The organism is Micromonospora sp. NPDC050417, from assembly GCF_044458865.1.
Lineage (GTDB): Bacteria > Actinomycetota > Actinomycetes > Mycobacteriales > Micromonosporaceae > Micromonospora_G.
Genome location: NZ_JBITIH010000037.1, coordinates 1 through 25661, shown reverse-complemented (window position 1 = coordinate 25661; position 25661 = coordinate 1). Strand labels below are relative to the sequence as shown.

Annotated in this window: 23 protein-coding genes; 3 read left to right on the top strand and 20 right to left on the bottom strand. The window is 69.4% G+C overall.

The window, feature by feature from the left end; translation table 11 throughout:
• Positions 1 to 25: 25 nt before the first annotated feature.
• On the bottom strand, positions 26 to 808 hold the full coding sequence (locus ACIBF5_RS30810; RefSeq protein WP_396816441.1) for an IclR family transcriptional regulator: 783 nt from the start codon (positions 806 to 808) through the stop codon (positions 26 to 28).
• Between the two features lie 238 nt (positions 809 to 1046).
• Between ACIBF5_RS30810 and ACIBF5_RS30805 the strand changes: the two genes are divergently transcribed.
• The 3 genes from ACIBF5_RS30805 (at position 1047) to ACIBF5_RS30795 (ending at position 3476) form a co-directional block, all read left to right on the top strand.
• The gene (locus tag ACIBF5_RS30805) at positions 1047 to 1610 is read left to right on the top strand and encodes a SigE family RNA polymerase sigma factor (protein WP_396816440.1); all 564 of its coding nucleotides are present in this window, start codon (positions 1047 to 1049) and stop codon (positions 1608 to 1610) included.
• A complete protein-coding gene (locus ACIBF5_RS30800; RefSeq protein WP_396816439.1) occupies positions 1607 to 2431 on the top strand; it encodes a hypothetical protein in 825 nt (274 codons plus the stop codon). The genes ACIBF5_RS30805 and ACIBF5_RS30800 overlap by 4 nt, the downstream gene beginning before the upstream one ends.
• A 190-nt stretch (positions 2432 to 2621) precedes the next feature.
• Complete coding sequence (locus ACIBF5_RS30795; RefSeq protein WP_396816437.1) at positions 2622 to 3476, top strand: DUF3152 domain-containing protein; 855 nt, start codon at positions 2622 to 2624, stop codon at positions 3474 to 3476.
• 587 nt (positions 3477 to 4063) lie between these two features.
• Here the strand turns inward: ACIBF5_RS30795 and ACIBF5_RS30790 are convergent.
• The 19 genes from ACIBF5_RS30790 to ACIBF5_RS30700 all read right to left on the bottom strand — a co-directional run bounded on the left by ACIBF5_RS30790 (position 4064) and on the right by ACIBF5_RS30700 (position 25446).
• A complete protein-coding gene (locus tag ACIBF5_RS30790) occupies positions 4064 to 5095 on the bottom strand; it encodes a polyprenyl synthetase family protein (RefSeq protein ID WP_396816436.1) in 1032 nt (343 codons plus the stop codon).
• A gap of 81 nt (positions 5096 to 5176) precedes the next feature.
• Entirely contained in the window at positions 5177 to 6745 is a 1569-nt protein-coding gene (gene nuoN, locus ACIBF5_RS30785) for an NADH-quinone oxidoreductase subunit NuoN (protein WP_396816435.1), read from the bottom strand.
• Positions 6742 to 8286 carry an NADH-quinone oxidoreductase subunit M gene (locus ACIBF5_RS30780; protein WP_396816434.1) on the bottom strand — a complete coding sequence of 515 codons (1545 nt, stop codon included), beginning with the start codon at positions 8284 to 8286 and terminating at the stop codon, positions 6742 to 6744. The genes nuoN and ACIBF5_RS30780 overlap by 4 nt, the downstream gene beginning before the upstream one ends.
• On the bottom strand, positions 8286 to 10226 hold the full coding sequence (nuoL, locus tag ACIBF5_RS30775) for an NADH-quinone oxidoreductase subunit L (RefSeq protein ID WP_396816433.1): 1941 nt from the start codon (positions 10224 to 10226) through the stop codon (positions 8286 to 8288). Before nuoL ends, ACIBF5_RS30780 begins: the two co-directional genes overlap by 1 nt.
• Before the next feature lie 12 nt (positions 10227 to 10238).
• A complete protein-coding gene (gene nuoK, locus ACIBF5_RS30770; protein ID WP_121158151.1) occupies positions 10239 to 10538 on the bottom strand; it encodes an NADH-quinone oxidoreductase subunit NuoK in 300 nt (99 codons plus the stop codon).
• On the bottom strand, positions 10535 to 11305 hold the full coding sequence (locus tag ACIBF5_RS30765; protein WP_396816432.1) for an NADH-quinone oxidoreductase subunit J: 771 nt from the start codon (positions 11303 to 11305) through the stop codon (positions 10535 to 10537). Before ACIBF5_RS30765 ends, nuoK begins: the two co-directional genes overlap by 4 nt.
• Positions 11305 to 11889, bottom strand: coding sequence for an NADH-quinone oxidoreductase subunit NuoI (gene nuoI / locus ACIBF5_RS30760; protein WP_121158149.1), 585 nt, complete (start codon positions 11887 to 11889; stop codon positions 11305 to 11307). Before nuoI ends, ACIBF5_RS30765 begins: the two co-directional genes overlap by 1 nt.
• Position 11890: 1 nt before the next feature.
• Positions 11891 to 13243, bottom strand: coding sequence for an NADH-quinone oxidoreductase subunit NuoH (gene nuoH / locus ACIBF5_RS30755; protein ID WP_121162419.1), 1353 nt, complete (start codon positions 13241 to 13243; stop codon positions 11891 to 11893).
• Positions 13244 to 13245: 2 nt separating this feature from the next.
• Entirely contained in the window at positions 13246 to 15792 is a 2547-nt protein-coding gene (locus ACIBF5_RS30750; RefSeq protein ID WP_396816431.1) for an NADH-quinone oxidoreductase subunit G, read from the bottom strand.
• The gene (gene nuoF, locus ACIBF5_RS30745; protein ID WP_396816430.1) at positions 15792 to 17108 is read right to left on the bottom strand and encodes an NADH-quinone oxidoreductase subunit NuoF; all 1317 of its coding nucleotides are present in this window, start codon (positions 17106 to 17108) and stop codon (positions 15792 to 15794) included. The genes ACIBF5_RS30750 and nuoF overlap by 1 nt, the downstream gene beginning before the upstream one ends.
• On the bottom strand, positions 17105 to 18097 hold the full coding sequence (gene nuoE / locus ACIBF5_RS30740) for an NADH-quinone oxidoreductase subunit NuoE (RefSeq protein ID WP_396816457.1): 993 nt from the start codon (positions 18095 to 18097) through the stop codon (positions 17105 to 17107). Before nuoE ends, nuoF begins: the two co-directional genes overlap by 4 nt.
• The gene (locus ACIBF5_RS30735) at positions 18094 to 19419 is read right to left on the bottom strand and encodes an NADH-quinone oxidoreductase subunit D (protein WP_396816429.1); all 1326 of its coding nucleotides are present in this window, start codon (positions 19417 to 19419) and stop codon (positions 18094 to 18096) included. Before ACIBF5_RS30735 ends, nuoE begins: the two co-directional genes overlap by 4 nt.
• Entirely contained in the window at positions 19419 to 20153 is a 735-nt protein-coding gene (locus tag ACIBF5_RS30730) for an NADH-quinone oxidoreductase subunit C (RefSeq protein WP_396816428.1), read from the bottom strand. Before ACIBF5_RS30730 ends, ACIBF5_RS30735 begins: the two co-directional genes overlap by 1 nt.
• Complete coding sequence (locus ACIBF5_RS30725; protein ID WP_396816427.1) at positions 20150 to 20824, bottom strand: NuoB/complex I 20 kDa subunit family protein; 675 nt, start codon at positions 20822 to 20824, stop codon at positions 20150 to 20152. Before ACIBF5_RS30725 ends, ACIBF5_RS30730 begins: the two co-directional genes overlap by 4 nt.
• A 13-nt stretch (positions 20825 to 20837) precedes the next feature.
• On the bottom strand, positions 20838 to 21203 hold the full coding sequence (locus ACIBF5_RS30720) for an NADH-quinone oxidoreductase subunit A (RefSeq protein ID WP_121158142.1): 366 nt from the start codon (positions 21201 to 21203) through the stop codon (positions 20838 to 20840).
• Positions 21204 to 21295: 92 nt separating this feature from the next.
• On the bottom strand, positions 21296 to 22603 hold the full coding sequence (locus ACIBF5_RS30715; RefSeq protein WP_396816456.1) for a geranylgeranyl reductase family protein: 1308 nt from the start codon (positions 22601 to 22603) through the stop codon (positions 21296 to 21298).
• Positions 22604 to 22721: 118 nt separating this feature from the next.
• On the bottom strand, positions 22722 to 23288 hold the full coding sequence (locus tag ACIBF5_RS30710; RefSeq protein ID WP_396816426.1) for a hypothetical protein: 567 nt from the start codon (positions 23286 to 23288) through the stop codon (positions 22722 to 22724).
• Positions 23289 to 23417: 129 nt separating this feature from the next.
• Complete coding sequence (locus tag ACIBF5_RS30705; RefSeq protein WP_396816424.1) at positions 23418 to 24128, bottom strand: demethylmenaquinone methyltransferase; 711 nt, start codon at positions 24126 to 24128, stop codon at positions 23418 to 23420.
• Between the two features lie 103 nt (positions 24129 to 24231).
• Entirely contained in the window at positions 24232 to 25446 is a 1215-nt protein-coding gene (locus ACIBF5_RS30700; RefSeq protein ID WP_396816422.1) for a hypothetical protein, read from the bottom strand.
• Between the last annotated feature and the right edge of the window lie 215 nt (positions 25447 to 25661).

Below are 25661 nucleotides of genomic sequence, written 5' to 3'. Positions count from 1 at the left end.
GGGCGGGCCGCTCCGTCTCTGCCGGTCAGACCTCGGTGGCGAGCCCGTCGGCGACGGCACGGGCCACGGCCAGCAGTTTCGCCCGGACCACCCGCGCCGATGTCATCATCTCCGCGGCCGGCAGCGCGCAGGCCAGCACCACCCTGCGTTCCATGTCCTTGTCCGGCGTCGCCAACACCGCGGCACACGCGACCCCCTGGCGGTACTGCCCCAGTTCCAGGTGCATTCCGCGCCGGTCGCCAGCGGTCAGGTCGGCCTCGAAGGTGTCGGTCGCGGTCAGCGTCGCCGTGGTGAACGGACGCATGCCGTACTCCCGCAGATAGCGGAAGCGCTGTTCAGGCGTGAGCGTGGCGAGCAGGGCCTTGCCGAGGGCGGTCGCGTGGGCTCCCTCGTCGAAACCCGGCACCAGATCTTCCAGGTACGGCGATCGTGGCCCCTCCGCAACGGCGGTGATCGCCACCTGGCCGCCGACGAACCGGCCGAGGAAGTGGCTGTAGCCGGTGTCGACCGCGGCCCGCCGGAGCGACTCACCCACCACCGGCGGCCCCCGGAAGGCGGTCACCAACTCGCGGTAGCGGTCCGCCACCTCCAGGCCGACGATGTACGTGCCGTCCTCGCGCCGGATCACGTAGCCCTCGTACGCGAGTGTCCGCACCAGGTGGTAGGTGGTGGCGACGGTCAGCTCACACCGTCGCGCGATCTGCTTCACGGTCAAGCCCTTCGGGGCGCGGCCGACCGCTTCGAGGACACGTAGCGCACGGGACACGCTACGGATCAGGTCCGAAGGTTCCGCCAGAGGGTCGCGCACAACCACCTCCGCCGCTGGGGCTTACACCATATGAAAAATCCGCCGACTACGAAATGCCCGTTCGGATCGAGGATGCCAGATCTACGGCGACACTGCGTGCAGCGACAGACACGGTAAGTTCCTCCACCCGGCCCATGTGCCGTCCTTGCCGAGCGGGTTGCCCCGAAGTGGGCTGTATCACGTCAACCGGTTCGTAGCTCATCCGCGTTTTATCCCCCGTACGGCAGGAGGGAGCGGGATGGCGAGGGCCAAGGATCCGGCCGCCGCGCGTGACCAGGGCTTCCGTGACTTCTACGTGGCTCGCGGCACCCGGCTGCGCGCTACCGCATACCTCCTGTGCGGTGACTGGCACCTGGCCGAGGATCTGGTGCAGGCCGCCTTCACCAAGCTCTATCTGGCCTGGCCACGGATCTATCGGTACGAGCACCTCGACCAGTACGCCCACCGCACGTTGCTTCACACGTTCATCAGCGAGCGCCGTCGCGCCTGGCGGCGGGAGGACCCGGTACGGGAACTGCCGGAGGACAGGGCCTCGACCAGCAGCACCGCCAGCCGTACCGAGGACCGGATGGTCCTGCTCGACGCGCTGGCGGGTCTCCCCGTCCGACAGCGCGCCACCCTGGTTCTGCGTTTCTTCGAGGACATGTCGGTCGAGCAGACCGCGGACCTGCTCGGGATCACCCAGGGGGCGGTCAAGACACATACACATCGGGCATTAGCCGCATTACGGTCAAAACTCGGTTCGTTGATCGTGAACCACACCGACACGCTGAGCCTGGTTCCGAAAAAGGAGATCCGATGACCGAGCCCTCGATCCGGGAGCTGCTCTCGCGGGCCGTCGAGGCCGGCCCGCCACCCGGAATCCAACTACCCGTCGACGACGTCCTCGCCCGCAACCGGCAACTGCTCCGCCGCCGCCGGATCGGCCAGACCGTCGCCACCACCGTGCTGGTCGCCGTCGCCGCCGGAATCGCCGCACTTCTGCCTGGTTGGCCACGGTCGGCACTGTCCAGCACACCAGCCGCACCCCTGCCCAACGCGGTGACCCCGTCGGAGACGCCAACCCCGTCCACCACCGGCCCACCACCGGACTACCGCAGCGTCGCGCTGGCGGCCATGGACCGGCTCACGGCCGCCGTCCCGGACGGTTACACCCTGCCGGAGTCGGACTTCGCCCCCGCCCCCGGCGGCGGCAGCTACGCCACCCGTGAAACCACCTGGCGCTCCGGCGCCCCGGCGTCGACCAACGAGCTGAAGCCGAAGGAGCTGTACACGGCGACGCTGGAGGTCCAACTCGACGGTCGCGCCGCCGTCCTCACCGTACGAGTGCTGCCCGCCTGGACCGCGTCCGGCGGACTGTCCGCCGATCCCTGCGACACCCCGATGAACGCCGAAGAACAGACCTGCCGGATGGTCACGGCGAGCAACGGGTCAGCCGTACGCATCGCGAGCTGGCACCCGGTGACCGGCCCGGTGGACGAGGCCGTGTACATCACCAAAAACCTACTCGTTACGGTGCAACAGGCGGGCCGTCCCCGCCCCGGCGTGTACGCGCTCGGCCGTTCTGTCCTCCCCGATCAACAGCTCGCCGACCTGGTCACCGACCCGGCCCTGCTCCCCTAGGCACCCGCACAGTCCCCTGCGCGCCTTCCTCACAGACCGGACCCGTCGCCCCATCCCACTCCCGAACCGCCCCGCACCGACCCGACACGACCGGGCCGGTCGGCGCCGTACGCCCCACGGCCGGATCGGCGACCCCCCGATCCACCCAAACCGCACCGGCGCCATCCGCCCGAACCACGAGGAGCCCTCCATGCCCGCCCGCCGCACCGGAAAGCGCCGCCGGCCCTCCGCCATGCGACGCCTGCTGCCGCCCGCCGCAGCGGCCGTGGTGGTCGGCGTGGCGATCGCCGTGGTCGGCCTGACCGGAGCCGGCCGTCACCCCAACCCCTCCCGTGCCGACTCACCCGCCAGCACCGCCGCCAGCCCCACCGGCAGCGGCAGCCCGTCGCCGTCCGGACAGGCCCCGAAGCCCATCGTCACCCCGTCACAGGAGGCCGTCGCTCCCCCGAAGCCGGTGACGTACCCCGAGACCGGCCCCCGGACCTGGCAGGTCGCGGACGGCCGCAGCAAGGTCTATGGCACCTCGGGCCAACTGCTGCGGTTCCGCGTGGCCGTGGAAAACAAGATCGAGGGCATCGCCGCCGACGAGTTCGCCGACGCGGTCGTCACCACGCTGGGAGACCCCCGGAGCTGGACCGGGAACGGGCAATGGCGACTACAACGAGTGGGACCGAACGAAACAACGAACTTCACCATCTACCTCGCCAGCCCGGCGACCCGCGACCAGCTCTGCCAGGACGGGTACGACCGCTACACCTCCTGCCGCAACGGCAACTCCGTCGTCATCAACGTCGCCCGCTGGGCCCACGGCGTACCCGACTACGGTGCACCTCTCGCCGACTACCAGCAGTACGTCATCAACCACGAGGTCGGCCACCGGCTCGGCCACGGCCACCAGCTCTGCCCCGGCCAGGGCAAGGTCGCACCCGTGATGCAGCAACAGACCCTCGGCATGCACGGCTGCACCGCCAACTCCTGGCCCCTCCAGAACGGCAAGTTCTACGCCGGCAGGTCCGGCCAGTACAACGACCCGATACCGCGTTAGTTGGCGCCAGCGGAGCTGGCGCGGCTCGCTCCGCTTCGCGCCGCCCAGTGCGGCGTCTTCGCCTGCGGGCGACGAAGGCTTCGCCTCGTCGTCCTCGGCTCCAGACGCCGCGGCGGCGCTCGGTCGACTCGCGACGTTGGTCGCGGTCGGGACGGACTGCCACTTTCTTCGCCGACCGCTCTCTCTGGTCGGTGGGCCTGGTCCCGGGGGCCTGGGGTACGCCGAGAGGGGCGCAGCGGCCAACCTACGGGTCTGAACGCACCTGCACGGGACGCCGCCCCGGTCACCGTCAGGTGGGGTGCGGGTCCGGCTCCGATCAATCGCGGAAAAGGCCAACAGCGGCGATCACCTGCTGGCCGTACCGATGCTCCAGATCTCCTCGCGGCATCGCCCACCGCTCACGCCGAACCGGACGGCGAACAAAACGTCAGTCAGCAGTAACCGCACCCACGGCGCGAGTCGACCGAGCGCCGCCGCGGCGTCTGGAGCCCGAGCACACGCGGCGAAGCCGTCGTGCGCGCAGGGCGAAGACGCCGCACTGGGCGGCGCGAAGCGGAGCGAGCCGCGCCAGCTCCGCTGGCGCAAATTTAGCTAGTCCGGTCGGCGATGAAGTCGCAGAGGGATTCGAGGGCCTGTCGGGCGGAGCAGTTCGGCAGGGGGGCCAGTTGTTCACGCGCGTCTTCGGCGTAGCTGCGGACGGTTTCGCGGGCCCGTTTGAGGGCCGGGGATTCGCGGAGCAGCCCCAGTGCCTCGGCGTGCAGGGCGTCGTCGGTGACCGGGCCGGCGGAGAGGATCTCGCGGAGCCGTACGGAGGCGGCGTCGTCGTCGTCCGAGGCGAGCGCGTACAGCACGGGGAGGGTCGGTACGCCCTCCCGCAGGTCAGTGCCGGGTGTCTTGCCGGACTGGACCGACTCCGAGGCGATGTCGAGCAGGTCGTCGGTGAGCTGGAATGCCACACCGATGGTTTCGCCGTAGCGGGCCAGCGCCTCGACGTGTGTCTCGGGGGCGCCGCCGAACATGCCGCCGAAGCGGATGGAGGTGGCGATCAGGGAACCGGTCTTCTCGCCGATGACGTTCAGATAGTGGGCGACGGGGTCCTCGCCCTCGCGTACTCCGACGGTTTCGGCGATCTGTCCGTGTACCAGCCGGGCGAAGGTGCGGGCCTGGAGGCGTACGGCTTCAGGGCCGAGGTCGGCGGCGATGTCGGCGGCGCGGGCGAAAAGATAGTCACCGACCAGGATGGCCACCGAGTTGGTCCAGCGCGAGTTGGCGCTCGGGGCGCCGCGCCGGACGGGGGCCTCGTCCATGACGTCGTCGTGGTAGAGCGTGGCGAGGTGGGTCAACTCCATCACCACGGCCGCGGGCACCACGAGTTCGGAAGTCGGGTCGCCGAACTGGGCGCCGAGGGCGACGAGTAGCGGACGGAAACGCTTGCCGCCAGCCTCGACAAGATGCCGGGCCGCCTCCGTCACGAGCGGGTCGGCGCTCGCCACGCTCTCCAGCAGTTCGATTTCGACCGAGGCGAGGACCGCCAGAGCCGAAGCCTCGACCTTCTCGTCGATGAAGTCGAGCCCAATTCCCGTCAGGCCGTCAGCCGGTCTCCCCACGCTCTCAACCATGCCACACCGGCCCGACCACCCCTGGCTGGGGGCGGTCGGGATCCATCGTGCGCGGAGCCATGTGCCGGGTCGTGATTCCGGTCACTTGACGAATTCTGCGGCGCCGTTGGCGAGGTCCAGCAGCGGCGCCGGAACCACTCCGAGGGCAAGCGTCGCCACCACGCCGATCGTCAACGCGGCGGAGGTGAGGCCGCCCGGGATCGAGACGGTCGGGGTGGACTCGCTCGGCTCGGAGAGCCACATCATGACCACGACCCGGAGGTACGGGAAGGCCAGGATCATGCTGGTCAGCACACCGGCGATGACCATCCAGGTGTTTCCGCCGTCCAGTGCCGCCCCGAAGACCGCGAACTTGCTGGTGAAGCCGCTGGTGAGCGGGATGCCGGCGAAGGCCAGCAGGAGGAACGTGAAGATCCCGGCGAAGAGCGGCGAGCGGCGGCCGAGGCCGGCCCAGCGGGACAGGTGGGTGGCCTCCCCGTCAGCGTCCCGGACCAGGCTCACCACGCCGAATGCGGCGATCACGGTGAAGCCGTACGCGACGAGGTAGAACATCGTGCTGGAGAGGCCGTCGCGGGTCAGCGCGAGTACGCCGACGAGCAGGTAACCGGCGTTCGCCACGGACGAGTACGCGAGCAGTCGCTTCATGTCGGTCTGGGTGACCGCGAGGACCGCGCCGACCAGCATGGTCAGCACCGCGACGGCGCCGAGGATCGGGGTGAAGTCCCAGGCGGCTCCGGCGAACGCCACGTAGAGCACCCGCAGCAGACCTCCGAAAGCAGCGACCTTGGTGCAGGCGGCCATGAATGCGGTCACCGGGGTCGGGGCGCCCTGGTAGACGTCCGGGGTCCAGACGTGGAACGGTGCGGCGGCGGCCTTGAAGAGCAACCCGATGCTGATCATGGCGATGCCGGCGACCAGCAGGATCCGGTTGTTCGACGAGTCGGCGACGGCGTTGCTGATGGTGGCGAAGTCGACGCCGCCCGGCTCGTCGCCCGGCTGGCCATTGGTCACACCGGCGGTGAAGCCGTAGGTGAGCGCGATGCCGAAGAGGAAGAACGCGGAGGCGTACGCGCCGAGCATGAAGTACTTGAGCGCGGCCTCCTGGCTGAGCAGCCGCCGGCGGCGGGCCAGCGCGCAGAGCAGGTAGAGCGGCAGCGAGAAGACCTCAAGTGCGATGAACATGGTGAGCAGGTCGTTGGCGGCGACGAAGAGCAGCATGCCGGCGACCGCGAACATGGTCAACGGGAAGACCTCGGTGGAGCCGCCCTCCTCCTTCGCCTGCCGCCGGTCCTCCTCGGAGCCGACGGTGACCGCGGCGTGGGCGACGAAGGCACCGCCGTGCTCCAGCGTCCGCTCACCGATCATCAGCAGCGCCATCACGGCGAGCACGAGGATCGCACCCTGGAGGAAGAGGGTGGGACCGTCGACCGCGATCGCCTCACCGGCGGTGACCGTCTGGGTGGTCCGTTCCACCACCACCACGATCAGGGCGGCGACCAGGGCGGCGAGACCGAGGAGGAGCTGCACCAGGTGCCGGAGGCGCCGAGGGACGAACGCCTCGACCAGGATCCCGACGCAGGCCGTACCGAGCAGGATCAGGATCGGCGCGAGGGCCGCGTAGTTGATGGAGGGCAACTGCAGCGTGTTCATTTCGCGGCCTCCGGAAGGTGCCCGACCGTCGGAGCGGGGTCGGACTTGCCGACGTTCTCCATCGTGGCCTTGACGGCGGGGTTGATGACGTCGGTGACCGGCTTCGGGTAGAAGCCGAGTACCAGGATGAGCGCAATCAGGGGCGCGACCACGACCTTCTCCCGGAGGTTCATGTCGTGCCGCATCCCCTCGACCTCGGCCAGAGCCGGGTTCAGGGTGCCCTGCGTGGTGCGCTGCACCATCCACAGCACGTACGCGGCGGCCAGGATGATGCCGGCCGTGGCGATGATGGCGACCGGCTTGTTCACCGTGTAGGTGCCGATCAGCACCAGGAACTCGGAGATGAACGGTGCCGTGCCGGGCAGCGCCAGCGAGGCCAGACCGGCGAAGAAGAGGATCCCGGCCAGCACCGGGACCATCTTGCCGGCCCCACCGAAGTCGCTGATCAGCGCCGAGTTGCGGCGGGCCACGAACATGCCGACCACCAGGAAGAGCATGCCGGTGGCGAGACCGTGGTTGAGCATGTAGAGCACCGCGCCGGTGCCGGCCTGGGTGGTGAAGGCGAAGATGCCGACGCCGATGAAGCCGAAGTGGGCGATCGAGGTGTACGACACCAGCCGCTTGAGGTCGTTCTGGCCGACCGCGAGCAGCGCCGCGTAGATGATGCCGATCACTCCGAGGGCAAGTGCCCAGGGGGCGAACCAGCGGGACGCCTCGGGGAAGAGCGGCAGGCAGTAGCGGAGGATGCCGAACGTTCCGACCTTGTCCATCACGCCGACCAGCAGCGCGGCGGCACCCGCCGGGGCGGCACCACCGGCGTCTGGCAGCCAGGTGTGGAAGGGGAAGAACGGTGCCTTGATCGCGAAGGCGATGAAGAAGCCGAGGAAGAGCCAGCGTTCCGTACCGGTGGAGATGTCCATCTGCGGCAGCGTCTGGAGCAGCGTCTGCCAGTCGAAGGTCTTGCCGCCGACGACCCAGAGGCCGATCACCGCGGCGAGCATGAAGAGCCCGCCGACAAGCGAGTAGAGGAAGAACTTCACCGCCGCGTACTGGCGCTGGTGTCCGCCGTAGCTTCCGATCAGGAAGTACATCGGGACCAGCATGACCTCGAAGAACACGTAGAACAGGAAGACGTCGGCGGCGGCGAAGACGCCGATCATCGTGCATTCGAGGAGCAGCAGCAGCGCGAAGTAGACCGGCACCGACCGCTTGGACTTGTCCGCGTCGTGCCAGCTCGCCAGGATCACCAGCGGCACCAGGATCGCGATCAGCATCAGCATCACCAGCGCGATGCCGTCGGCCGCGAAGGTGAAGTTGACCCCCCAGCGCGGGATCCAGGAGTACGACTCACGGAACTGGAGTCGGTCACCGCCGGCCTGGAACGCCACCCACATGAAGATCGAGAGCACCAGTACGGCGACCGACCAGACGAGCGCGACCCGCTTGGCCAGCTCCGGCTGGCTGCGTGGCAGGAACACCACGACCAGGGCGCCGACCAGCGGCGCCAGCGTCAGTACGGAGAGGAAGGGAAAATCCTCCATCAGGCCAGCCATCCCATCTGCAGGGCCAGGAACGCCGCCACCACCAGCAGGGCGCCGGTGAGCATCGACATCGCGTACGACCGGACGAATCCGGTCTGCAGCCGGCGCAGCCGGCCGGAGCCGCCGCCTACCGCCGCGGCCAGTCCGTTGACCAGCCCGTCGATGCCGCGGTTGTCGAGGTAGACCAGGGCCCGGGTGAGGAAGATGCCGGGCTTTTCGAAGACGGCCTCGTTGAACGCGTCCGTGTACAGGTTGCGCCGCGCGGCCTGCACCACCGGCCCGACCGGCTGCTGTTGCAGGGCGGTGCCGTTACGGAACAGCAGCCAGGCGAGCGCGGCACCGAGCACGGTCAGCACCAGCGAGAGCGTGGTGATCACACCGTGCGAGAGCACGCCGTGTGCTCCCTCCTCGGCCTCCGGCAGCACCGCCGGGGCGAGCCAGTCCGGCACCGACGTGGCGAGCAGCGCGCCGGCGCCGAGCGAACCGATCCCGAGCAGGATGAGCGGGATGGTCATGATCGCTGGCGACTCGTGCGGGTGCTCGATGTCGTCGGTCCAGCGCTTCGGCCCGTGGAACGTGAGCACGAAGAGCCGGGTCATGTAGAAGGCGGTGAGGCCGGCACCGAGCAGGGCCGCTCCGCCGTAGAGCCAGGCGGTCCAGCCGTGCCGCTCGAAGGCGGCGGCGATGATCGGCTCCTTGGAGAAGTAGCCGGAGAACGGCCACATGCCGATGATCGCCAACCAGCCGGCGCCGAAGGTGAGCCAGGTGATTCGCATGTACTTGGCGAGCCCACCGAAGCGGCGGATGTCGACCTGGTCCTTCATGCCGTGCATGACCGAACCGGCGCCGAGGAACATGTTGGCCTTGAAGAAGCCGTGCGCCAGCAGGTGGATGATGGCCAGCGCGTACGCGCCGCCGCCAAGTCCGACGCCGAGGAACATGTAGCCGATCTGGCTCACCGTCGACCAGGCGAGGACCCGCTTGATGTCGTCCTTGGCCGCGCCGATGATGCAGCCCATCAGCAGCGTCAGCGCACCGACGCTGACCACCACGGTCTGGAGCGTGTGGTCCGCCGAGAAGATCGGGTTGGACCGGGCGATCAGGTAGACACCGGCGGTGACCATGGTGGCGGCGTGGATCAGCGCGGAGACCGGGGTCGGACCCTCCATCGCGTCCGGCAACCAGGCCTGCAACGGGAACTGACCGGACTTGCCGGCCGCGCCCAGCAGCAACAGCAGTCCGATCGCCAGCACGGTGCCGCCGGCCAGGGTGCCGGCGTCGACGCCGCCGATCACCCCGTTGAAGACCTCGTTGTACTGGGTGGTGCCGAAGGTGGCGAACATGATGAAGATGGCGATGGCCAGACCGGCGTCACCGACCCGGTTCATCAGGAACGCCTTCTTGCCGGCGGTGGCCGCCGACGGGCGCCCGTACCAGAAGGAGATCAGCAGGTACGACGCCAGACCGACGCCCTCCCAGCCGAAGTAGAGCATCACGTAGTTGTTGCCGAGCACGAGCATCAGCATCGCGGCGACGAACAGGTTGAAGTACGCGAAGAATCGACGCCGGCCCGGGTCGTGCTCCATGTAGCCGACCGCGTAGACGTGGATGAGGAAACCCACGCCGGTGATCAGCAGCACGAAGACCCCGGACAGCGGGTCGAAGAGCAGGCCGAAGTCGACCTTGAAGTTGCCGACCGAGATGAACTCCCAGAGGCTGCTCTCGACGGACTTGTTGTCCAGGCCGCGCAGCTGGAAGAAATAGGTCAGGCCAAGCACGAATGCGGCGCCGATACTCGCCACGCCCAGCCAGTGACCCCACCGGTCGGCCCGACGGCCGAGCAGCAGGAGGATCGCCGCGCCGGCCAGGGGGATGGCCACCAGCAGCCACACGCTGCTCAGTAGCCCCGTGGCCTGGGCGTACTCCACAGTCTCTTCCACTCGAGGGCCCCTTTAGTACTTCAGCAGGTTGGCGTCGTCGACGCTCGCCGAGCGCCGAGTCCGGAAGATCGACATGATGATCGCGAGTCCGACCACGACCTCGGCCGCAGCGACCACCATCACGAAGAACGCCATGATCTGGCCGTTCAGGTCGCCGTTGATCCGGCTGAAGGTGACCAGCGCCAGGTTGGCCGCGTTGAGCATCAGCTCGACGCACATGAAGAGCACGATCGCGTTACGGCGGACGAGGACCCCGACCGCGCCGATGGTGAAGAGCACCGAGGCGAGGACGAGGTAGTACTCCGGTCTCATTTCTCGGTCCCCTTCAGCGCGGTCTCCGACTCGGTCATCTCCCGGGTCGGCAGGATCTCGGGCACGCTGCGCTCACTGAGCGAGCCGTCCGGGAGCCGGCCGGGGGTGGCGACCGAACTCGACGTGGCGAAGACACCCGGGCCGGGCTTCGGGCCGGGGTAGTTACCCGGGGCGAAGCGCGCCTTCATCGTCGCCACCTGGTCCATCCGCTCCTCCTTACGCCGCTCCACGTGCGCCAGCACCATCGCGCCGACGGCCGCGGTGATCAGCAGCGCCGAGGTCACCTCGAAGGCGAAGACGTACTTGGTGAAGAGGAGCGACGCGATGCCCTGGACGTTGCCGTCCCGGTTCGCCTCGTCCAGCCCCACCGCCGTGGTGCCCTCGACCGCCCGGTAGACCCCGCTCGCCACCAGTGCGGCGAAGCCGAGGCCCAGGACGATCGCGGCGACCCGCTGGCCGCGCAGTGTCTCGATCAGCGAGTCGGAGGCGTCCCGACCGACCAGCATCAGAACGAACAGGAAGAGCATCATGATCGCGCCGGTGTAGACGATGATCTGCACCATGCCGATGAACGGCCCGGCCTGCAGTACGTAGAACACGCCCAGGCAGAGCATGGTCAGCACCAGCCAGAGCGCCGAGTGCACCGCGTTGCGGGCCAGGACCATGCCGAGCCCGCCGATCAGGGCGAGCGGGGCGAGGATCCAGAAGGTCACCGCCTCGCCGGTGGAGACGTCGCCGGCTGCGGCGAGCACCGTCTGCGTCGTCATCACTTGTCTCCAGTCGACCCGGCGGCGTCCGCCGTACCAGTCTCCGACCAGGGCGCCCGCTCGGCGCCGGCCGAGGTGCCCGGATTGGTCAGCGCACCGACGTAGTAGTCCTTCTCGGTGTCCCCGAGCCGCATCGGGTGCGGCGGCTGCTCCATCCCCGGCAGCAGCGGCGCGAGCAGCTGCTCCTTGGTGAAGATCAGGTCCTGCCGCGAGTCCCGGGCCAGCTCGTACTCGTTGCTCATCGTCAGCGAGCGGGTCGGGCAGGCCTCGATGCAGAGTCCGCAGAAGATGCAGCGGGCGTAGTTGATCTGGTACGTGCTGGCGTACCGCTCACCAGGCGAGAAGCGCTTCTCGTCGGTGTTGTCGCCGCCCTCGACGTAGATCGCGTCCGCCGGGCAGGCCCAGGCGCACAGCTCGCAGCCGATGCACTTCTCCAGCCCGTCCGGGTGACGGTTGAGGATGTGCCGCCCGTGGTAGCGCGGGGCCGGCGTCGGCGGCTTGAACGGGTAGTCGGTGGTGACCACCTTCTTGAACATGTGCGAGAAGGTGACCCCGAAACCCTTGAAGGTCCCCGAGATGCCCACGTCACACCTCCTTCTCGTCCGCGCCAGCGGTGATGACGGCCTGCTCCCGCTCGGCGACCGCGCGCTTGAGCCGCGGACTCGGCGGGACCACCAGGTCCATGGGGGGCAGCGGGAAGCTGCCGGCCGGGCGGGAGCGCACCTGCTGCTGCAGGGTCTCGGTCGGTTCCGGCTTGCGGTTGGGCCAGAAGAGCACGATCAGCAACAGGACCGCGACCACGATGCCGATGACGATCCACCGGTCGGTCGCGCGCCAGCCGTCGATCGAGCGGATGCCGGAGAGCGCCAGGATCCAGACCAGGTTGATCGGCAGCAGCACCTTCCAGCCGAACCTCATGAACTGGTCGTACCGGAGCCGGGGCAGGGTGCCGCGGAGCCAGACGAAGACGAAGACGAGCAGGACCACCTTGCCGAGGAACCAGAGCAGTGGCCACCAGCCGGAGTTCGCACCCTCCCAGAAGGTGATCGGCCACGGCGCCCGCCAACCACCGAGGAAGAGCGTGACGGTCACCGCCGACATGGTCACCATGGCGACGTACTCGGAGAGCATGAAGAGGGCGAACTTCAGCGAGCTGTACTCGGTCATGAAGCCGGCGACCAGCTCGGACTCGGCTTCGGGCAGGTCGAACGGCGCCCGGTTGGTCTCGCCGACGATCGCGATGAAGAAGATGATGAAGCTCGGCAGCAGCAGGATCGCGTACCAGGCCGGTGCGGTCGGGTGCCAGCCGAAGATGTCCCAGCTGGCCGACGAGTTGCCGGACTGCGCGGCGACGATCCCGCTGGTCGACATGGTGCCGGCGGTCATGAAGACGGCGACGATGGAGAGACCCATCGCGACCTCGTACGAGATCATCTGGGCGCTCGACCGGAGCCCACCGAGAAGCGGGTAGGTCGAGCCGGAAGCCCAGCCACCGAGCACGATGCCGTAGACGCCCATCGAGGAGCAGGCGAGGATCACCAGGACCGCCACCGGCACGTCGGTGACCTGCAGCGGCGTCCGCTCACCGAAGATGCTCACCATCGGGCCGAACGGGACCACCGAGAGGGCGGTCACCGCGCTGATCACCGAGATGGTCGGGGCGAAGAAGAAGACCACCTTGTCCGACGCCTTCGGCAGGATGTCCTCCTTGAAGGCCATCTTGAGGCCATCAGCGAGGGTCTGCAGCAGACCGAAGGGGCCCACCTGGTTAGGTCCGGGACGGACCTGCATCCGACCGACCACGCGTCGCTCGAACCAGACCCCGAGCAGGGTGGCCAGCACCGCGAAGACGAAGGCAAAGACAATCTTGAGCAGCACCAGCCACCAGGTGTCCTTGCCGAAGTCGGCAAGGGTCGGATCCTGGGCCAGATAGTCGATACTCATTCGGTTCCACCTCCTGCTGCCGCGTTGAGCAGCGGGCCGGGCCGGTCGGCCGCGTCGGCGGCGACCAGGTGGGACGCACCGGCGGAGAGCCGGACGATCGCGCCCGAGGTGACGCCGAGGCTGCGCCGGACCGTCGAGCCGGGCGAGTTGGTCGGCAGCCAGACCACACCGTCGGGCATGTCGGTGATCTCCAGCGGCAGGGTGAGCGCGCCCCGGTCGGTGCCGACCGTGACCGCGTCGCCGTCGGCGACGCCGAGCGTCTCCGCGGCGGCCTTGCCGAGCCGGACCACCGGCGGGCGGGCGGTGCCGCCGAGCTGTGCGTCACCCTCGGTCAGGCTGCCCAGGTCGATCAGGTGGTGCCAGGTGGCGAGGACCGCCTCGGCCGTGCCGGGGGCGGCGGCCTCGGCCGGCGCGACCGCGGGGCTGGCCGGACGTCCCGCCCGGGTCACCGGCAGTCCGCCCAGCTCGCGCCGGATGCTGTTCACGTCGGCGGTGCCGAGGTCGACTCCGAGCTGCGCGGCGAGTGCGTCCAGCACCCGGGCGTCGCTCATCGCGGTCGTGTCGAGCACCGCCTCGAAGGTCCGCAGCCGGCCCTCCCAGTCGAGGAAGCTACCGGCCTTCTCGACCACCGGGGCGACGGGGAAGACCACGTCGGCGCGGCGGGTGACCGCACCGCCCTTGATCTCCAGGCTGATCAGGAACTGCACCTTCTCCAGGGCTTCCTCGGCGAGCCGGGGATCGGCCAGGTCGGACGGGTCGACTCCGGCCACCACCAGCGCGCCGATCCGGTCGTCGGCGACCGCCGCGATGATCTGGTCGGTGTCCCGACCCACCTGGCTCGGGATGACCCCAGCGGCCACGTCCCAGGCACCGGCCAGTTCGGCCCGCGCACCGGGGTCGTTCACCGGGCGCCCGCCGGGGAGCAGGTTGGGCAGGCAGCCCGCGTCGACCGCACCCCGGTCGCCCGCTCGCCGCGGCACCCAGGCCAGCTTCGCCCCGGTACGTTCGGCGACCGCCGCCGCGGCGGAGAGTCCACCCGGTACGGTGGCGAGCCGCTCGCCGACGAAGAGGATCGCGCCCGGCGTGCTGAGCGCCTCGGCGACCGTGTCGTGTTCGGCCAGCACCCGCGCCTCCTCACCCGGGACGACCCGGGCGAGCTTGGCGCCGAGCTTCTCCAGCCCCCGGCTGGCGAACGGCGCCAGCGCGTAGACCTTGAGACCCTTCTTCTGGTACGCCTTGCGCAGGCGCAGGAAGAGGATCGGGCACTCCTCCTCCGGCTCCAGGCCGGCGAGGACCACCGCGGACGCCTGTTCGATGTCGGCGTAGGTCACGTCGGTCACGCCGGCCACGTTGCTCGCCAGGAACTGGGTCTCCTCGGCGGCGACCGGACGGGCGCGGAAGTCGATGTCGTTGGTGTTCAACGCGACCCGGGCGAACTTCGCGTACGCGTACGCGTCCTCCACGGTGAGCCGGCCACCGGTGAGCACACCGATGCCGTACGCGCCGTCCCGGGCCCGACGCAGCCCCTCGGCGGCGAAGGCGAACGCCTCGCTCCAGGAAGCCTCCCGCAGCTCACCGGTCTTGGCGTCGCGGATCAGCGGGTTGGTGAGCCGCTCGTTGGCGGTGCTGTAGCGGAAGCCCCAGCGGCCCTTGTCGCAGTTCCACTCCTCGTTCACCGCGGCGTCGTCACCGGCGAGCCGGCGTTGCACCTTGCCCCGGCGGTGGTCGGTGCGCTGGGCGCACCCGGCGGAGCAGTGCTCGCAGACGCTCGGGGTGGAGACCAGGTCGAACGGGCGGGCCCGGAACCGGTACTGGGCACCGGTCAGCGCGCCGACCGGGCAGATCTGCACGGTGTTGCCGGAGAAGTACGAGTTGAACGGGACGTCTCCGGCACCGCCGGCGTCGCGTCCGCTGCCGTCGCCCTCGCCGCCGTAGACCTCGTCCCGGTAGACGTTGATCTGCTCACCGGAGGAGCGGTCCATCAGGTCGATGAACTTGTCCCCGGCGATCTCCTCAGAGAACCGGGTGCAGCGCTGGCAGAGCACGCACCGCTCACGGTCGAGCAACACCTGCGAGGAGATGTTGATCGGCTTCTCGTACTCGCGCTTCTGTTCGTGGAAGCGCGACTCCGGGCGGCCGGTGGACATCGCCTGGTTCTGCAGTGGGCACTCGCCGCCCTTGTCGCACATGGGGCAGTCGAGCGGGTGGTTGAGCAGGAGCAGCTCCATGACCCCCTCCTGCGCCTTCTTGGCAACCGGGGAGGTGAGCTGGGTCTTGACCACCATGCCCTCGGCCACCGTCTGGGTGCAGGAGGCGACCGGCTTGCGCTGGCCCTCCACGTCGACCAGACACTGCCGGCAGGCCCCGGCGGGGGCGAGCAGCGGGTGGTCGCAGAACCGGGGGATCTCGATACCGAGCGTCTCGGCGGCCCGGATGAGCAGCGTGCCCTTGGGCGCGGTCACCTCGATGCCGTCGATGGTGAGCGTGACGGTCTCCACCGGCGCGGCGGCGCCGGCCGGGTTGACGGCCTTCAGATCAGTCATTAGTGCGCACCTACCAACTGCTTGTCCGACAGCTTCGGCGCGGTGCGCCCCTCGATGTAGTCGAGGTAGTCCTGCTTGAAGTACTGCAGGGACGAGGTCACCGAGCTGGTCGCGCCGTCGCCGAGACCGCAGAACGAGCGGCCGAGGATGTTGTCACAGGTGTCGAGCAGGGTGTCCAGGTCCTCCTGGGTGCCCTGTCCGGAGAGGATCCGGCGGTAGACCCGGACCATCCAGTAGTTGCCCTCCCGGCACGGGGTGCACTTGCCACACGACTCGTGGTGGTAGAACTCGAGCCACCGGTAGGTCGCGTAGACCGGGCAGTCCTGGTCGGAGAAGATCTGGGTCGCGGTGGTGCCGAGGATCGATCCGGCCGCCGCCACCCCCTCGAAGTCGAGCGGCACGTCCAGGTGGTCGGCCGTGAGCAGCGGGGTCGACGAGCCACCCGGGGTCCAGAACCGCAGGTTGTGCCCGGGCTGCATGCCGCCCGCCAGCTCGATCAGCTCGCGCAGCGTGATGCCGAGGCCAGCCTCGAACTGACCCGGGTTGTTCACCCGACCGGAGAGCGAGTAGATCATCGGGCCGGAGGACTTCTCCGTACCCATGCTCTTCCACCAGTCGGCACCGCCGAGCACGATGTACGGCACGCTGGCGATGGTGCCGACGTTGTTGACCACGGTCGGCGAGGCGTAGAGGCCGTGCGTCGCGGGGAACGGCGGGCGCAGCCGGGGCTGCCCCCGGAAGCCCTCCAGCGAGTCGAGCAGCGCGGTTTCCTCACCGCAGATGTACGCCCCGGCGCCGCTGTGCACGACCAGGTCCAGATCGAACCCGGAGCCGAGGATGTTCTTGCCGAGGTAACCGGCCCGGTACGCCTCGTCGACCGCGTGCCGCAGCCGCCGGGCGGCGTAGACCGCCTCACCCCGGATGTAGATGTACGCCCGGCTGGCCCGGATCGCGTACGACGCGATGATCACGCCCTCGACCAGCGAGTGCGGGTCGTGCGTCATCAACGGAAGGTCCTTGCAGGTGCCCGGCTCGCCCTCGTCGGCGTTGACCACCAGGTAGTGCGGCTTGCCGTCGCCCTGGGGGATGAAGCCCCACTTGAGCCCGGTCGGGAATCCCGCGCCACCACGACCACGCAGCCCAGAGTCCTTGATCAGCTGGATCAGGTCGTCCGGGTCGGCGGCGATCGCCTTACGCAGCGCGGCGTATCCGTCGAGCCGCTGGTAGACGTCGAGTTTCCAGGCGTCCGGGGAGAGCCAGCGCTTGGTCAGCACCGGGGTCAGCTTCGCCAGCGTCTCCGGCCGAGGCGTACTCATGATTGAGCCTCCTTCAACGAACGCTGCTGCTGCTCAGCGTCGTCACCGGCCGGCTTGCCATCGCTGGCGGGCGGGTTGGTGGCGGTGCCTGCGGCGGCGGCGGCCTGGGCGTCCGCCGGTACCGGCGGTTCGCCGTCGACCGGGGTGGCTACCCCCGGCGCGTCCGGTGCCGGCGTCTTCGCGTCCGGCGCGCGGGTCTCCGCGGTACGCAACTGCGGCGACTTCTGGTCCGGCGCCGGTACGTCCGGCGCGGTGCTGCCGGTCGCGGCGGCCGGTCGGGTGGTGGCCGGTGCCGGTGCGGCGTCCTGCTTGCGCTTGATCGGGGTGTTCGGGTCGAAGCCCTTCACCGAGATGCCGTGCTGTTCGGCCAGGCGCAGACCGCGCAGCGTCGGCTCGCCGGGCACCCCGTCGGCGACCGCGCCCTCGCGCTCGTCGGAGAAACCGGCGAGCTGGAGCGACATCTCCTTGAGCGTGCAGAGCCGGGCGCCCCGGCTCGGCGTGGGCCGGTTGCCGGCCCGCAGCTCGTTGACCACGCCGACCGCGCTGTCCGGGTCCACCTGGTCGAAGAAGTCGTAGTTGACGGTCATCACCGGGCCGTAGTCACACGCGGCCAGGCACTCGGCGTGTTCCAGCGTGATGCTGCCGTCGGCGGTGGTCTCGTCGTGCCCGACGCCGAGGTGCTCGGAGAGGGTGTCGTAGACCTGCTGCCCGCCGAGGACGTTGCACATGGTGTTGGTGCAGACGCTGACCAGGTAGTCGCCGGTGGGCCGGCGCTTGTACATGGTGTAGAAGGTCGCGACCGCGCCGACCTGCGCCTTGTTCAGTCCGAGGACCTCGGCGCAGAACGTGACGCCGGCCGGGGAGACATAGCCCTCCTCGGACTGGACCAGGTGCAGCAGCGGCAACAGTGCCGAGCGGGACCGGTCAGCCGGGTAACGCGCGATGATCTCCCGCGCGCGTCCGTACGTCTCTTCACTGAAGCCCATCAGCGATCACACCCACCCATCACCGGATCCAGAGAGGCACCGCCCGCGATCACGTCCGCGATCAGACCACCCTCGGCCATCGCCGGGATGGCCTGCAGGTTGACGAAACTCGGTTCGCGGTAGTGCACCCGGTACGGCCGGGTGCCACCGTCGGAGACGGCGTGTACGCCCAACTCGCCACGGGGAGCTTCGATCGCGACGTAGACCTGGCCGGGCGGCACCCGGAAGCCCTCGGTGACGAGCTTGAAGTGGTGGATCAGCGACTCCATCGACTGACCCATGATCTTCGCGACGTGTTCGAGGGAGTTGCCCATGCCGTCGACGCCGATGGCCAACTGCGCCGGCCAGGCGATCTTCTTGTCGGCCACCATGATCGGGCCAGGGCGGAGCCGGTCGAGCGCCTGCTCCACCAGCTTGAGCGACTCGCGGATCTCGCCGAGCCGAACCTGGTAGCGTCCCCAGACGTCGGCGTCCTCCGAGGTCGGTACGTCGAATTCGTACGTCTCGTAACCGCAGTACGGCATCGTCTTGCGCAGGTCCCAGGGAAGCCCCGCCGAACGGAGCACCGGGCCGGTGATGCCGAGCGCGACACAGCCGGTCACGTCGAGCACGGCCACGTTCTTGGTCCGCTCGATCCAGATCGGCTGCCCGGAGAGGAGGTCCTCGTACTCCTTGAGCCGCTTCGGCATCATGGCGAGGAACTCACGGATCTTGACGATCGCGGCGTCCGGTACGTCCTGCGCGACACCGCCGGGGCGGACGTACGCCATGTTCATCCGCAGGCCGGTGATCATCTCGAAGATGTCGAGGATGTACTCACGCTCACGGAAGCCGTACAGCATGATCGAGATCGCGCCGAGTTCCATGCCCGTGGTGGCGAGCCAGACCAGGTGCGAGGCGATTCGGTTCAGCTCCATCATCAGCACCCGGATCGTGGTCGCCCGCTCGGTGACCTCGTCGGTGATGCCGAGCAGCTTCTCCACGGCCAGGCTGTACGCCGTCTCGTTGAAGATCGGCGCCAGGTAGTCCATCCGGGTCACGAAGGTCGAGCCCTGCACCCAGTTGCGGTATTCGAGGTTCTTCTCGATGCCGGTGTGCAGGTAGCCGACGACGCTGCGCGCCTCGCGGACCGTCTCGCCCTCAAGTTCGAGGATCAGCCGCAGCACGCCGTGGGTGGAGGGGTGCTGCGGACCCATGTTGACGACGATCCGCTCGTCCGCGATCGGGTCGTGGCCGGCGACGACGGTGTCCCAGTCGCCACCGGTGACGGTGAAGACCCGACCCTCGGTCGTCTCGCGCTGCGCCGCGTATCCAGGAGTAGTCATTACTGGTAGCTCCTCCGCTTGTCCGGCGGTGGGATCTCCGCGCCCTTGTACTCGACCGGCACGCCGCCGAGCGGGTAGTCCTTGCGCTGCGGGTGTCCCTCCCAGTCGTCCGGCATCAGGATCCGGGTCAGACCGGGGTGGCCGTCGAAGACGACCCCGAACATGTCGTACGCCTCCCGCTCCTGCCAGTCGGCGGTCGGGTAGATCGCGGTGACACTCGGCAGGTGCGGTTCCTCGGGGGTGACGGCGGCCTCCAGGCGGATCCGCCGCCGGTAGGTCATCGAGGTCAGCAGGTAGATCACGTGCAGCCGGCGCTCGTCGCTGCCGAGGTAGTCCGCCCCGGAGACCGAGGAGCAGAGCTCGAACCGCAGCGCCCGGTCGTCGCGGAGCACCTGGCACACCTCGGCGATCCGCTCCGGGCGTACGTGCAGGGTCAGCTCGCCGCGGTCGACCACGATCTTCTCGATCGCGTCGGCGAAGGCGGGGTACGCCTCCTCCAGCGCGTCCCGGACCTCGTCGAAGTACCCGCCGTACGGCCGGGGGCTGTCCACCAGGCCGACCCGGCGGCGGACCAGTCCGCCGAAGCCGGAGGTGTCGCCGGAACCGTGGATGCCGAACATGCCGCGCCCGGCCGGGCTGGCCGGCGGGTACTCGGCGGGTGCCCCGCTGGTCGCGCCGACCGGCGGGGCGTCCACCGGTACGCCCTCACCGGGCTTGTCACTGGGCGTGGTCACGGCTTGACACCCCCACCGATGTGGTTCTGTGCTTTCATCCAGTTCTCGATCCGGAGCTGTTCCTCGCGGCCTTCGCGCACCGCCTGTGTCCACTCCGCCCGCCGGGCCTTGTCGTTCCGGTACGACGACGGCATCGAGCCGTACGGCACCACCGGCACGTCACCGCGAGTCTTGCGGGCCTCAAGCATCTTGCGCCCGTTCGGACCGAGCGGCTCGTGCCCGATCTTCTCGCGGAGCTTCAGCACCGCGTCGATCAGCATCTCCGGCCGGGGCGGGCAGCCGGGCAGGTACATGTCGACCGGAACGATGTGGTCGACGCCCTGCACGATGGCGTAGTTGTTGAACATGCCGCCGCTGCTGGCGCAGACGCCCATCGAGAGCACCCAACGGGGCTCGGCCATCTGGTCGTAGATCTGGCGCAGCACCGGGGCCATCTTCTGGCTGACCCGGCCGGCCACGATCATCAGGTCGGCCTGGCGCGGCGAGGCGCGGAAGACCTCCATGCCCCAGCGGCCCATGTCGTAGTGCGGGCCACCGGCGGCCATCATCTCGATGGCGCAGCAGGCCAGACCGAAGGTCGCACCCCAGACGGACGACTTGCGGGACCAGTTGACCAGCTTCTCCACCGAGGTGAGCAGGACACCGGCCGGGAGTTTCTCCTCGATACCCATCTGACGTCCTCCCTCAGTCCCAGTCCAGGCCGCCGCGCCGCCAGATATAGGCGTACGCGACGAAGACCGCGACGATGAACAGCACCATCTCCACGAAACCGAAGATGGGCAGCGCGTCGAACGACACCGCCCACGGATAGAGGAAGATGATCTCGATGTCGAAGATGATGAAGAGCATCGCGGTCAGGTAGAACTTGATCGGGAACCGACCACCACCTGGCGGCTGGGGGCTCGGCTCGATGCCGCACTCGTACGCCTCGAGCTTGGCCTTGTTGTAACGCAGCGGACCGGCGAACCGCGCGGCGCCGACGGAGAACAGCGCGAACGCCGCGGCGAGGGCGAGGAGCCCGATGATGGGTACGTAAGGCGAGAGCGACATCTCTTCTCCTGCTCGTCCTTCCCTGCCCTCGGTGATTAACGAAATTCACACTATTCACAGTCCCCTGGGCACCTTCGCCCGGGGGCCGCTGCTCACACCGCTGGTGCCACCTTGGTCATCGCATTGATCACCCGGTCCATCGCGTCCCCACCACGGGGGTCGGTCAGGTTGGCCAGCAGCTTCAGTACGAACCGCATCAGGGTCGGATGCGGCATGCCGTGCTTGGTGGCGATCCGCATGATCTGCGGATTGCCGATGAGCTTCACGAAGATCCCGCCGAGCCGGTAGTAACCGCCGTAGCGAGCCTTGAGTTCGGCCGGGTAGCCGGCGAGCGCACGTTCCCGGTCCGCGCCCTCGGCGCGGGCCAGTGCCTGCACGATCACCTCGGCGGCGAGTTCACCGGACTCCATCGCGTACGCGATGCCCTCGCCGTTGAACGGGTTGACCATGCCGCCGGAGTCGCCGACGAGCAGCACGCCCCGGGTGTAGTGCGGCACCCGGTTGAAGCCCATCGGGAGCGCGGCGCCGAGGATCGGTCCCTCCGCATTGGTCTCGTCGGTCATGCCCCACTCCGGCGGCGTGTTCGCCAGCCAGTCGGTGAGCATCCGGCGGTAGTTGGTCTTACCGAACGCGGACGAGGAGTTGAGCACGCCGAGCCCGACGTTGACCCGGCCGTCGCCCATGCCGAAGATCCAGCCGTAGCCGGGGAGCAGATTGTCGCCCGAGTCGCGGCTGCGCAGCTCAAGCCATGACTCAAGGTAGTTGTCGTTCGTCTTCGCCGGTGACTGGTAGTAGCGGCGGACCGCGACGCCGATCGGCCGGTCCTCCCGCTTGGCCAGGCCGAGTGCGAGCGGAAGACGCCCGGAGACGCCGTCGCCGGCGACGATCAGGGGAGCCCGGAAGGTCACCGGCTCCTTGCCCGGGCCGGACTCCGCGTGGACCCCGATCGCCCGGCCGGTGTCGTCGAGGACGGGACCGACGACGTTGACTCCGGTACGCAGCTCTGCGCCAGCGCCCACCGCCTGCTTCGCGAGAAGGTCGTCGAAGTCGAGTCGGGTCCGGACCAGACCGTAGTTGGGGAAGCTGGCGAGTTCCGGCCAGTCGAGCTCCAGCCGCATGCCGCCACCGATCACCCGCAGTCCCCGGTTGTGCAGCCAACCGGCTTCCGGCGAGGTGTCGACGCCGAGCTTGACGAGCTGCTTGACCGCGCGCGGGGTGAGGCCGTCGCCGCACACCTTCTCGCGCGGGAACTCGGTCTTCTCCAGAAGGAGCACACGCAGGCCGTTGCGGGCCAGGTGATAGGCCGTGGTGGAACCACCCGGTCCGGCACCGACGACGATGACGTCCGCGTCGTACTCGACCGTGGCCATCAGCGCCTCCTTCCCGAGTGCTCGTGAAATGCTTCACAAGCGAATCCGGTGAGGAGTCTAAGACCGCCACGAGGTCGCCAGCGGGTTAGGTGAACCTAAGTTACCGAGGTGGACACGGTCAGGAGCGTGCGACCGCGTACGAATTCCGTCAAGCCCCTCCGGTCGGGCGCTCCTCCGACCCGGCAGCCTCCAGATCGGACAGTCCCACCGGTGGCTCGTCGTCCCCGGTCAGCCGGTTGGCGGGTGGTCCGTCCGACTCCGCCGCTCGGCCAAGCTCCGGGTATTCGCCTCCGGCCGGCAGATCGACCGGGGCGTTTTCGTACCCGGCCGGCAGGTCGACCGGCGGCTGTGCGAAACCGGCCGAGGGCTCCGCCGTGGCGGAGTTCCACCCGTCCCCGGACGGTTCCCCACCGTTTCCACTCTGATCCGGATCGGGAACACCGCGCTTCGGCACGGCGTGACCCGAGGAAGACTCGGGGTAACCGTCCACGCCGGGCAGTCCGTTCGGCAACTGTTCGCGTAACGCACCCCCGGCGGCGCGGTCGAGTGCGGAGAGCACCTCCGCGACCACCTGCCGTACACCGGCAGGGTCGGCGTCCGCGGCCAACTGCCGGATCTGCGCGATCAGCTCAGCCGCGTCCGTGTCGGCCGGCGCGCCGTTCTCCGCCGCCGCCGACCAGTCGTCGCGGTCCGGCTGCCGATATGCACCCGCCATGCGGGCAGCCTACTGGCCCAGACCGTACTAATGGGACGAAACACGAAAACCGGCTCTATGTATCCGGAGCCCGAGTGCGGACGCGTCGGCCTGTTCGCGGACGTGCCGGTCTTTCACGGACGTGCGGAGTTATTCGCGGACGGCCCGGTGCAACGCCACGATGCCGCCGGTCAGATTCCGCCAACCGACCGAACCCCAGCCCGAGGCCGCAATCCGCTCGGCCAGCCTGGCCTGGTCCGGCCAGGCCCGGATCGACTCGGCCAGGTAGACGTAGGCGTCGGGGTTGCTCGACACCGTCCGCGCCACCGCCGGCAGCGACCGCATCAGATAGGAGAGGTAGACGGTACGGAAGACCGGGTTGGTCGGCGTACTGAACTCGCAGACCACCAGCCGGCCACCCGGCCGGGTCACCCGCGCCATCTCCCGCAGCGCCGCCTCGCTGTCCACCACGTTGCGCAGCGCCAGTGAGATGGTCACCGCGTCGAAGGAGGCGTCCGGGAACGGCAACCGCAACGCGTCACCGGCGAGCAACGGCACGTCCGGTCGGCTCCGGCGGCCGGCCCGGAGCATGCCGATGGAGAGGTCGAGCCCCACCGCGTACGCACCGGAGTGCGCCAGTTCCTCGGTCGATACACCGGTGCCGGCGCCGACGTCGAGAACCCGCTCACCGGGGCGCAGCCCGAGCGCGGCCCGGGTCGCCCGCCGCCATCCCCGGTCCTGGCCGAAGGAGACGATCGTGTTCGTCAGGTCATACCGGGAGGCGACGCCATCGAACATCGCCGCCACCTCGTGCGGCTGCTTGTCCAGGCTGGCGCGCTGTCCGTGTGGGGTACCGGTCACGCCGTACCACTCTGCCAGCCGCCGCCGTCGCGTCCGGACCGGGGCGGCACACCAGCGGGATCCCCACCGGATGACCACCGGTTGGAGCCGCCGCCAGCGGCGGTCACGTGGCCGGGAGCACCGGGACCAGTCGACGCTGGCGGGCCAGCAGTACCAGCCCGCCTCCGACGACGAGTACGCCGAGCCCGAGACCGCCGAGCAGCCCGGTCGGCGTACCGGTCAACGGCAGGCCGGCCGCCGCACCGGCACGGGTCACGGTCGACATGGAGAACCGGTCGCTGTCGGCGACACCGACCGTCTCGGTCGCCGCCAACCCGGTTGCCCCCTCGGGCAGCCGTTCGGTGGGCGGCAACTGCCCGGCGAGCAGCGGTTCGACCTCGACCCGCCCACCGTCCAGCCGGGCGGGGGCCGGAGCGGACCGGGAGATCAGGACCGGGTGCCGGAACCGGACCGCCGAGAAGCTCCGATCGCCACTGCCCCGATCCGCCCGCGCGGGCACCAGGGAGAGGTCCGGATAGGTACAGGTGGCGTTGCGCCGACCGGCGTCGTACGCGCACCCGGCGCTCTCCTCGGCGAACATGACGTGGTTCGGCAGTCCGATGGTCACCACCATGCCGCTGACCGATTCGACGCCGTGGTTGCCGATCTCGAAGCGAAGGTCGGCACTGCCACCCGGCGGCACCGGTGTGAGCGTCCCGCTCCGGTCCGCCGGTCCGTCCCAGGCACGGGCATAGAGGTCGGGTCCGGCACCCTCGGCGAAACCGATCGAGGCGGTCGCGGAGTCGTTCGCCGCCGCCCGGTCGGTCCCGGCGTGTGATACCCGTACGGTGACCTCGCCGACCTGACCGGTGCCGTGTGCCGTTCGGACGATCGTGCTGGTGAGCCGGAGTGTCTGCCCGGGCGCGAGGTCCGGCAGCCCGCACTCGCCGCCGACCGTCACCTCCAGGGACGGTGCGGTGGTCGGCGGGGCGGGGGTGGGTGTCGCCGCCGTCGGGCAGAAGGCGACGCTGCTGGGATTGACCACCTCGCCGTCGACCCGACCGGAAAAGCGCAGCCGTACGCCGTACGCGGTCGCGGTGCCGTGGTTGGTCACGGTCGCGGTGGCGGTCTTGCGCTGGCTCTGGTTGGTGAGGGTCGTCCCGTCGAGGGTGATCGCGAGGTCCACATCGGCGGCGACCGCTACCGCCGGATGCGGTACGGCATCCCGTGGCACGGCCTCGCGGGGTAGGGCTGCGAACACCGGCGCGGCAACGGCCAGCCCCGCCGCCATGAGCAGAACTGTGCAGGCCGAACCGACCACGGAAAGTTGTGTTCGCATGACTGCGTACTGTAGTCAAACATCTCGCCCGACGCGCCCGACCATTAGCGTTTCACCTGGAGAAACAACAAATCCGGCGACAACACAGCGGGGGGGGGGGGGGGGGGGCCCCCCCCCCCCCCCCCCGGGGGGGGGGGGGGGGCCCCCCCCCCCGGGGGGGGGGGGGGGGGGGGGGCCCCCCCCCCGCCCCCCCCCACCACCGGGAAGAGCTAGCC